This is a genomic window from Klebsiella sp. 64, from assembly GCF_018223915.1.
Taxonomy (GTDB): domain Bacteria; phylum Pseudomonadota; class Gammaproteobacteria; order Enterobacterales; family Enterobacteriaceae; genus Klebsiella; species Klebsiella pneumoniae.
This window is the reverse complement of record NZ_JAGRQZ010000026.1, coordinates 132,663-141,385: the sequence shown is the minus strand read 5'-3', so window position 1 is coordinate 141,385 and position 8,723 is coordinate 132,663. Positions and strand designations below refer to the sequence as shown.

The 8,723-nt window shown below is 57.8% G+C and carries 11 protein-coding genes; 3 read left to right on the top strand and 8 right to left on the bottom strand.

Annotated features, from left to right (window positions below):
* From KHQ23_RS18685 to KHQ23_RS18675, 3 genes are all read right to left on the bottom strand, one after another.
* The coding region (locus tag KHQ23_RS18685; protein ID WP_374193557.1) for a shikimate dehydrogenase at positions 1–429 on the bottom strand (429 nt) is incomplete at its 3' end.
* A 15-nt stretch (positions 430–444) separates the two neighbouring features.
* Positions 445–1,767 carry an MFS transporter gene (locus tag KHQ23_RS18680; protein ID WP_032434718.1) on the bottom strand — a complete coding sequence of 441 codons (1,323 nt, stop codon included), beginning with the start codon at positions 1,765–1,767 and terminating at the stop codon, positions 445–447.
* A gap of 71 nt (positions 1,768–1,838) precedes the next feature.
* Positions 1,839–3,692, bottom strand: a complete 1,854-nt coding sequence (locus KHQ23_RS18675; RefSeq protein WP_032434720.1) for a bifunctional sugar phosphate isomerase/epimerase/4-hydroxyphenylpyruvate dioxygenase family protein — start codon at positions 3,690–3,692, stop codon at positions 1,839–1,841.
* A 126-nt stretch (positions 3,693–3,818) separates the two neighbouring features.
* On the opposite strand from KHQ23_RS18675, the gene KHQ23_RS18670 reads away from it, so the two are divergent.
* Positions 3,819–4,457, top strand: coding sequence for a TetR family transcriptional regulator (locus KHQ23_RS18670; protein WP_002908844.1), 639 nt, complete (start codon positions 3,819–3,821; stop codon positions 4,455–4,457).
* A 17-nt stretch (positions 4,458–4,474) separates the two neighbouring features.
* Here the strand turns inward: KHQ23_RS18670 and fumD are convergent, their stop codons facing one another.
* The 3 genes from fumD to KHQ23_RS18655 form a co-directional block, all read right to left on the bottom strand.
* Positions 4,475–4,687: a fumarate hydratase FumD gene (fumD, locus tag KHQ23_RS18665; RefSeq protein ID WP_004180357.1), complete on the bottom strand. Its 213-nt coding sequence runs from the start codon at positions 4,685–4,687 to the stop codon at positions 4,475–4,477.
* Positions 4,677–4,835: a hypothetical protein gene (locus KHQ23_RS18660; protein WP_020317048.1), complete on the bottom strand. Its 159-nt coding sequence runs from the start codon at positions 4,833–4,835 to the stop codon at positions 4,677–4,679. The genes fumD and KHQ23_RS18660 overlap by 11 nt, the downstream gene beginning before the upstream one ends.
* 88 nt (positions 4,836–4,923) lie before the next feature.
* The gene (locus KHQ23_RS18655; RefSeq protein ID WP_004217210.1) at positions 4,924–5,055 is read right to left on the bottom strand and encodes a hypothetical protein; all 132 of its coding nucleotides are present in this window, start codon (positions 5,053–5,055) and stop codon (positions 4,924–4,926) included.
* A gap of 137 nt (positions 5,056–5,192) precedes the next feature.
* Here KHQ23_RS18655 and pykF point away from each other — a divergent pair, with 137 nt between their 5' ends.
* Positions 5,193–6,605, top strand: a complete 1,413-nt coding sequence (gene pykF / locus KHQ23_RS18650) for a pyruvate kinase PykF (RefSeq protein WP_002908859.1) — start codon at positions 5,193–5,195, stop codon at positions 6,603–6,605.
* 312 nt (positions 6,606–6,917) lie between these two features.
* A complete protein-coding gene (locus KHQ23_RS18645) occupies positions 6,918–7,154 on the top strand; it encodes a major outer membrane lipoprotein (protein WP_002908860.1) in 237 nt (78 codons plus the stop codon).
* A gap of 61 nt (positions 7,155–7,215) precedes the next feature.
* On the opposite strand, the gene KHQ23_RS18640 is transcribed toward KHQ23_RS18645, so the two are convergent.
* Positions 7,216–8,202, bottom strand: coding sequence for a L,D-transpeptidase family protein (locus tag KHQ23_RS18640; RefSeq protein WP_004143241.1), 987 nt, complete (start codon positions 8,200–8,202; stop codon positions 7,216–7,218).
* A 99-nt stretch (positions 8,203–8,301) separates the two neighbouring features.
* Positions 8,302–8,718, bottom strand: coding sequence for a cysteine desulfuration protein SufE (gene sufE, locus KHQ23_RS18635; protein ID WP_002908865.1), 417 nt, complete (start codon positions 8,716–8,718; stop codon positions 8,302–8,304).
* Positions 8,719–8,723 lie beyond the last annotated feature (5 nt).

The following is an 8,723-nucleotide window of genomic DNA, read 5'->3' as shown; positions in this document are numbered from 1 at the left end:
GGCGGCGATAGCCGATCCCACCCCGCCGCTGCCAACCACCAGCGCCCGCGTCCCCTGCGGGTTAAACCCTTTACGACGCAGGCCCAGCACAAATCCCTCGCCATCGAACATGTCTCCGCTCAGGCTACCGTCAGCCTCGCGGCGGATGGCATTGCAGGCGCCAGCGATGGCCGCCGTCGGGCTCAGGCGCTGCACCAGATCGCAGGTGGCGATTTTATGCGGCATCGTCACCAGCGCGCCGATGATGTTGGTCATCGTAAACAGCGGCGGAATAAACGCGGCGTAGTCCTCCGGCCTGACCCCCATCGGCACCACCTTCACGTCCACCTGCTGGTCAACGAACCACGGGTTGTAGATCATCGGCGCCTTAAAACTGGCGGTCGGATAGCCAAGGTGCGCTATCAGCCGCGTATTCCCACTAATCACCATGCCTTGCTCCTTTGCTTACTGCGATAACTCGATACGTTTGACGTCGCCGAGGATAAACAGATAGGCCACCACGCCCAGCAGCGCGGCGCCGCCGATGTAGATCAAGGCGTAGAAGAAATTGCCGAACCCGGCAACGATAAAGCCGATCACCAGCGGGGTGAGGATCCCCGCGAGGTTGGCGCAGAAGTTAAACAGGCCGCCGGTCAGACCGCCCAGCCCCTTCGGGGCGATATCGGAGATCAGCGTCCAGCCGAGACCCACCATCCCCTGGCCAAAAAAGGCAAACGACATCACCAGGATCACCGCCAGGTCGCTCTCCAGCCAGTTCGCGGTGATGATGCAGCTGGCCATCAGCAGGCCGGCAACGATCGGCAGCTTACGGCCAAGATTGGCCGACCCGGTGGCCTTGAGCAGTTTGTCGGAGAGCCAGCCGCCAAACATCACCCCGCCGGCGGCGGCGACAAACGGCAGGATGGAGAAGAAGCCAACCTTCAGCCAGGGCATATGCCGCTCGGTGGCCAGCCAGGTGGGGAACCAGGTGAGAAAAAACACCAGCACGGTATTGCCGGCAAACTGGCCGATGCTGGCGCCGATGATCTGCCGTTTGCTCAGCAGCTGGCGGACCAGCGGCCAGCTGAACGCCACCTGCTGGTCGGTCGGGGCGCTGAGGCCGCCGCCGTTTTTGATATGCTCGCGCTCCTGCTGGCTAAGGCGCGGATCTTCATGCGGTTCGCGGTAGCAGCGCCACCACACCAGGGCAAACAGAATGCCGACGGCGCCAACGCTGACAAACAGCACCCGCCAGCCGAAACCGTCCATGATCCAGAACAGCAGCGGCGCAAAGCAGGCCAGCCCGAGATACTCCCCCACGGTGTACACCGCCGTGGCCTTCGCCCGCTCCTGCTGTGGGAACCAGGCGCTGACCACCCGGCTGTTGACCGGAAAGCACGGCGCTTCGCTAATACCGAGCCCGAAGCGGCACAGCAGCAGCGTCTTCAGCCCCACCGCCATGCCGTGGAACAGGGTAAACAGCGACCACAGGGTCAGTGACAAAAAGTAGGTCACTTTGTTGCCAAAGCGGTCGAGAAACAGTCCGCCGGGGATCTGCGCCAGAGCATAGGTCCAGGCGAAGGCGGAGAAGAGGATTCCCATGATCGCCGGGTCGATCCCCAGCTCAGCGGTGAGCTTTGGGGCGGCGATCCCCAGTACGGTGCGATCGAGATAGTTGATCATGGTGCCAATGGCCAACAGCGCAAGAATGCCGATACGCCGCCGGGAGCGGCGCACGGTGACGGCTGGCTGGGCGGCAGCCGTCGGGTTAGGGCTATATGAGCTCATAGTCGGTTCCTGTCTCGGGTACAGAGGGTGTTGTTATTGTGTTTAACGCATAATGAACCATTTGATTCAGGCTAACAATACTGCATCGCCGCCAGACGGACGGCCGCATTCGCTGCGCCATAGAGCGCATAGCCAGCCCGGCGCTCGGTTAACTCAAAGAAAAAGCGGCCGGCGGTAAAGGGCCGGGTGTAAAGATGCAGGAAATCTCCCCCCTGCGGATCGCGGTCATAGAGGAGCTGCTGGCGCTGAAGCTGCCCGACGTCCAACTCGCCGCCAAAGCGCGCCAGCAGATCGTCATAATAATTGACCGGGATCGGCAGCGTATGGCGGGCAACCTCGGCAAGCTGGTCGCAGGCGGCCGGCAGATCGCGGCAGGCAAAGGCGGCATGCTGCAGCCCCGCCCCCTGGTAGCAGGCGACGGAGCGGGCGATCTGCGTCGCCCGGCTCTGCGAAATATTCAGCGCCAGACGGATATCGCCCTGCGGGCTGCGCACCGCCAGGCTGCGCACCAGTCCATACGGGTCCGGCAGCGTCTGCTCATGCTCAAGGGAAAAACCAAACACCGTACGGAAGAACATCACCCAGTTATCGCGGCTGTCGGCCTCCATTCCCAGCGCCAGATGATCGATACCGAGATAATCCTCGCGCACCGTCACGCCATCACGCAGATGAAAATCGCGCTCGTAGATAGCCTCACCGGCGTCGATGAGATAGATAAGGCTGCCGTCGGGGGCGCAGATCGCCGGGATCGGCGTTTCGTTCGGCCCGGCGTCGCCCTGCCAGGTGGCATACCCCAGCGCGCGGGCGCGGGCGACAAGCGACGCGCTGTGCTCGACCCGCAGCGCCATCGCGCAGAGCGATACCCCGTGGCGTTGATAAAAATGGTCGGCCCAGCTGTGCGGCTGATGGTTGATGACGATCCGCGCCCCGCCGTTGCGCCACAGCGTCACCTGTCTGGAGCGGTGGCTTCCCTCGTGCTGAAAACCCAGCGCCTGCAGATGTTGCCCCAGGCGCTGCGCCTCGGCGGCGCTGGCGGCGAATTCGATAAACTCCAGCCCGTGATAGACCGGCAGCGGCGGCGGTGAAAACAGATCGGCATCGCACGTCGGGAGCCGACGGCGGGTTTGCTCCTCCAGCCACAGCAGCGAACGATAACCATCTTTGGCCGTCGCGCCGTTCGGCGAGGCGCGAAAACCGTCATTGAAGATCTCCAGCGACCAGGGGCCGCGGTAGCCACAGCGGGTGATCTGCTCGGCAAACGCCTCCAGCGGCAGCTCCCCCTGTCCGGGAAAGCAGCGGAAGTGGCGGCTCCACTCCAGCAAATCCATTTTCATATACGGCGCATCGGCGAGCTGTACAAAGGTGATTTTCTCCACCGGCACCGACGGTAGCGCGTCCAGCGTGTCGCCGCGGGCCAGAATATGGAAGCTGTCGAGCACCAGGCCCAACGCCGGGCTGTCCACCCGCCGCACCCGCTCCCAGGCCTGCTGCCAGCGGTTCACATGGGTTCCCCAGGCCAGGGCCTCATAGCCGATAGCGATCCCCTCCTCTTCCGCCAGCGTGGCCAGCGCCCGCAGGTCCGCGACCTGCAATTCGCTATCCGCCGAGCAGTCCGGCTGCACATTGCTGCACAGCAGCAGCGTCTCGCAGCCCAGCTCGTGCATCAGAGCAAATTTGCGCCGAGCGCGGGCCATATTCGCCGCAAACTGCGCCCGACTGGCGCCTTCAAAATCGCGAAAGGGTTGAAAAAGCGTGATTTTTAACCCTAAATCGGCGGCAAGCTGGCGGATTTCCGCCGGCGTCCCCGTATAATAGAGCAGATCGTTCTCGAAAATTTCCACCCCCTGATACCCCGCCGCCGCAATAGCGTGCAGCTTCTCAGGCAGGGTGCCGGAAATCGAAACGGTGGCGATAGAGCGCAGCATAAGGTCCTCGGGTCAACAGCTGACGTAAGCCTTGAATATGTATCATTTGGTTCATTTGCGCCATGCCAGGTTGCTAAATTGTGATCATTATGTGTATTTTTTGTCACCCAAGAAAAAGGAGTTGCCATGACCGTCGTTGCCCATGATGAAGCACAATCCCTGAAGGCGCGGATTTTCAGCGCCGCTATCGCTGTCTTTGCTGAACACGGGCTGTCAGGCGCCCGCATGGAGCAGATCGCCACCGAGGCGCAGACCACCAAACGCATGGTGGTTTACTACTTCAAAAGCAAAGAACAGCTCTATCAGGAGGTGCTGCAGCATGTGTATGCGCGGATCCGCGAAACCGAGCAGCAGCTGGGGCTGGAGAATGTGCCGCCGGTGGAGGCGCTGGTGCGGCTGGTGCGCTGGAGCGTGCGCTATCACGCCACCCATGCGGACTATATGCGCGTCATTTGCATGGAGAATATGCAGCGCGGCAAGTGGTTAAAAAGCTCGGGTGAACTGAAGCCGCTGAATCGTACCGCCCTGTCGATTCTGGAAGACATTTTACTGCGCGGCCAGCAGCAGGGCGTCTTTCAGGCGGGGCTCGACGCGCGCGATGTCCACCGGTTAATCAGCAGTTTCAGCTTTTATCAGGTGTCGAACTTCTACACCTTCAGCAGCCTGTATCTTGACGATCCGCTACCCGCCATCGACGATGAAGCGATGGTGGCTCACCATTGTGACATTGCCGTCCGGGCAGTGATCCGCTTCGTGATTTCCTGACCCGCCGGCGTAAGGGTTCAGTGCCCGGAAAGCGCATGAATGACTTTCTCCATAGCCTCCACGGTGAGCGGCGAACGCTGGATTTTGCGGTTCGCCAGCGAGGTGCGCAGCACACCGGCAATGACAATGTGTTTCGGCTCCTGACCCAGGTCACGCATTTCCAGCACGACTTTACCCACCACGCGGCACATTTCCTGGTACAGGTCGTCGTCTTTCGCTTTATTTCCCATAGAATTTGGCTCGTATTTTATCATTATCAATCAAATCATTATTGATAGATTTCCCGCACAACGCAAACCATCGCCACTTTAAAGGTTCAATGACGCATTTTACCGGCTCATGATAGCGAAATAATCCATTTCTTTTACCCTTTTTCATAGCCGGTGACGAAAAAGTGTGTTGCGTAGATTTTTGCATAACGTGCCGGTTTTGTTACGCGTTTTGTCCATAATTTGAAACGAGGTTTTTATTTTCCTTTTTGATTTCGGCAGCGTATAATGCGCTTCGATTCTTTCTTGAATGGTTTCAGCGCATTGGACTGCATGATAAAACGCATAACACCTTGCCACATTTCATGGGCTGAACCGCCAGCACACATTCTTCTGCACGCTTCAGGGTTGTCACCTATCCTTAGGGCGTGGCTTAGCAACTTTCGTAATACAGGTTTGGCTCCCCGGCAGTGCGCCCGCGGAGCGAGAATTCCATATCCTTCACAACTTAAAGACTAAAACTGTCATGAAAAAGACCAAAATTGTTTGCACCATCGGTCCGAAAACCGAATCTGAAGAGATGCTGACCAAAATGCTGGAAGCCGGCATGAATGTGATGCGTCTGAACTTCTCCCACGGTGACTATGCGGAACACGGTCAGCGCATCCAGAACCTGCGCAATGTGATGAGCAAAACCGGTAAGAAAGCCGCTATTCTGCTGGACACCAAAGGGCCGGAAATTCGTACCATCAAGCTGGAAGGCGGCAACGACGTCTCCCTGAAAGCAGGCCAGACCTTCACCTTCACTACCGATAAATCCGTCATCGGCAACAACGAAATCGTTGCGGTAACCTATGAAGGCTTCACCTCCGACCTCGCCGTCGGCAACACCGTCCTGGTGGACGATGGCCTGATCGGCATGGAAGTCACGGCTATCGAAGGCAACAAAGTTATCTGTAAAGTGCTGAACAATGGCGATCTTGGCGAGAACAAAGGCGTTAACCTGCCGGGCGTCTCCATCGCCCTGCCGGCGCTGGCTGAGAAAGACAAACAGGACCTGATCTTCGGTTGCGAACAGGGCGTGGACTTCGTCGCGGCCTCCTTCATCCGTAAACGTTCCGACGTCGTCGAGATCCGTGAGCACCTGAAAGCCCACGGCGGTGAAAACATCCAGATCATCTCCAAAATCGAAAACCAGGAAGGCCTGAACAACTTCGACGAAATCCTCGAAGCGTCTGACGGCATCATGGTTGCGCGTGGCGACATGGGCGTGGAGATCCCGGTTGAAGAAGTTATCTTCGCCCAGAAAATGATCATCGAAAAATGTATCCGCGCGCGTAAAGTGGTTATCACCGCCACCCAGATGCTGGACTCCATGATCAAGAACCCGCGTCCGACCCGCGCTGAAGCCGGCGACGTGGCTAACGCCATCCTCGACGGCACCGATGCGGTGATGCTGTCCGGCGAATCCGCGAAAGGTAAATACCCGCTGGAAGCGGTCACCATCATGGCGACCATTTGCGAACGTACCGACCGCGTGATGACCAGCCGTCTGGACTTCAACAACGACAACCGTAAACTGCGCATCACCGAAGCGGTGTGCCGCGGCGCGGTAGAAACCGCTGAGAAACTGGAAGCGCCGCTGATCGTGGTCGCCACCCAGGGCGGTAAATCCGCACGCGCTGTGCGCAAATACTTCCCGGATGCCACCATCCTGGCGCTGACCACCAACGAAACCACCGCTCGTCAGCTGGTGCTGAGCAAAGGCGTGGTACCGCAGCTGGTGGAAGAGATTGCCTCTACCGATGATTTCTATCATCTGGGCAAAGACCTGGCGCTGAAGAGCGGCCTCGCGCGTAAAGGCGACGTAGTGGTGATGGTTTCCGGCGCATTAGTGCCGAGCGGCACGACTAATACCGCTTCCGTACACGTGCTGTAATAATTTACAGGTTAATTGGTTTTTTTTAATAAAGCGCCTCGCGGGGCGCTTTTTTTTATTCATTGATTAGCTCTTCCTATTAAAAATGCAAATCGGAATTTACTATTTAATAAGGGATTATCTAAGATGAATCCGATGGAAGCGCGCTGTTTTCACTCGCCTTTTTCAGCGATTCTGAGCAATTCGATGCTTCTTTGAGCGAACGATCAAAAATAAGTGCGTTCAGGTAAAAAAAATATTCTCATCCCAAAAAACTTTGTGTAATACTTGTAACGCTACATGGAGATTAACTCAATCTAGAGGGTATTAATAATGAATCGTACTAAACTGGTACTGGGCGCGGTAATCCTGGGTTCTACTCTGCTGGCTGGTTGCTCCAGCAATGCTAAAATCGATCAGCTGTCTTCTGACGTTCAGACTCTGAACGCTAAAGTTGACCAGCTGAGCAACGACGTGAACGCAATGCGTTCCGACGTTCAGGCTGCTAAAGACGACGCAGCTCGCGCTAACCAGCGTCTGGACAACCAGGCTCACTCTTACCGTAAGTAAGAGTTCTGGTAATAAAAATGGCGCACTCTGTGCGCCATTTTTTTTGCCCTCAGCATGAGGGCTATTGGGTAAGCAGACCGTTGTCAGACGAACTATTCTGCGCCGACAGCGACGTCGCCGTGCTACCTGCCCCCGCCGACACCACCACCGGATACCCCGCCCTTCTCGACATCGCTTTTTTCAACTGCAGGTCATCCACTGCTTTATCCTCTGCGAAGGCGTGAAACGCCGCTGGCAGCGTGTAAGCGATGGTCCGGGTGTTTTCCCCTTCGGTCTGCGAAAGCGGCCTGTGGACTTCGACATAGCGTTTACCATCCGGCTCGACGGCAAACTTCACCGGCTGATTGATAATCCGTACCGGCGTCCCGGTTTTCACCTGGCTGAACAGCGCTTTGATGTCATCAGCGTTCATCCGCATACAGCCCGAGCTGACGCGCAGACCAACGCTGTCTGGGGCGTTAGTTCCGTGGATGAGATATTCACCGTTACCGTAGGCCAGACGCAGCGCATAGCGGCCCAGGGGATTGTTCGGTCCGGCCGGGACCACCGCTGGCAGCGTCACCCCTTTCTCCAGCGAGCGCGCGCGGATGCCGGCGGTAGGCGTCCAGGTAGGGTTAGGGATCTTCTGCCCCACGCGGGTGGTCATCTCCGGCGTTTCCAGACCTAACTGGCCAATGCCCAGCGGATAGACCTGCACCTGATTCTCTCCCGGCGGGAAGTAATACAGCCGCAGTTCGGCGAGGTTGACGACAATGCCCTCCCTCGGCACGTCGGGCAGCAGCATCTGAGAAGGGATAAGGACCTGAGTGCCGGGCTTCGGCTGCACCGGCGCAATCGTATCGTTGGCTTCGAGGATCAGCATCGCCGCGGTATCGAAATGGCGCGCAATCGCCTGCAGGTTGCGATCTCCCTCCTGGACCGTCCAGTACTGATTCTGACCAATCAGCCGACTGTTGGCGGGAGGAAGCGGGTAATCAACGGCCCAGGCGGCCGTGGAGGCGCCAAGGGCGCTGAGAAGGGCTAAGGTGATCATCGTTTTGCGTTTCATACTGAGATTCCTTCTTTCGCTGATAAAACGCCAGGAGACTGAACGGCGGCAGGGTCAGCGCCCTGCCGGACGTAACAGAATGAAATCTACCTGTTTATTCTAGCTAATATTTGCCGCTTTCGCGCGTATCGCGCGGATCATGGCTTCGAGGCCTTGCGAGCGGGAGGGGGTGAGATGCTGGGTGAGCGCCATTTTTTCAAACCACGGACGCACGTCGAACTCGGTGATGTCCTGAGCGGTCATCCGGTCATAGAGGATAAACACCACCGCTATCAGACCCTTGACGATCGCCGCATCGCTATCGCCGCGCAGGGTGATCACGCCTGTGGGATCCTGGTCCATCACGATCCAGACCTGGCTTTGACAGCCCTGAATAATGTTCTGCACGCTATGTTCTTCCGGGCTTAGCGGCGCCAGACGCTGGCCAAGCTCGATGATATAGAGATACTTCTCTTCCCAGTTGGCGCAACGGCTAAAGTTACGCAACAGTTTGTCTTTGTCCGGTAGTGCCGCCATTGTCC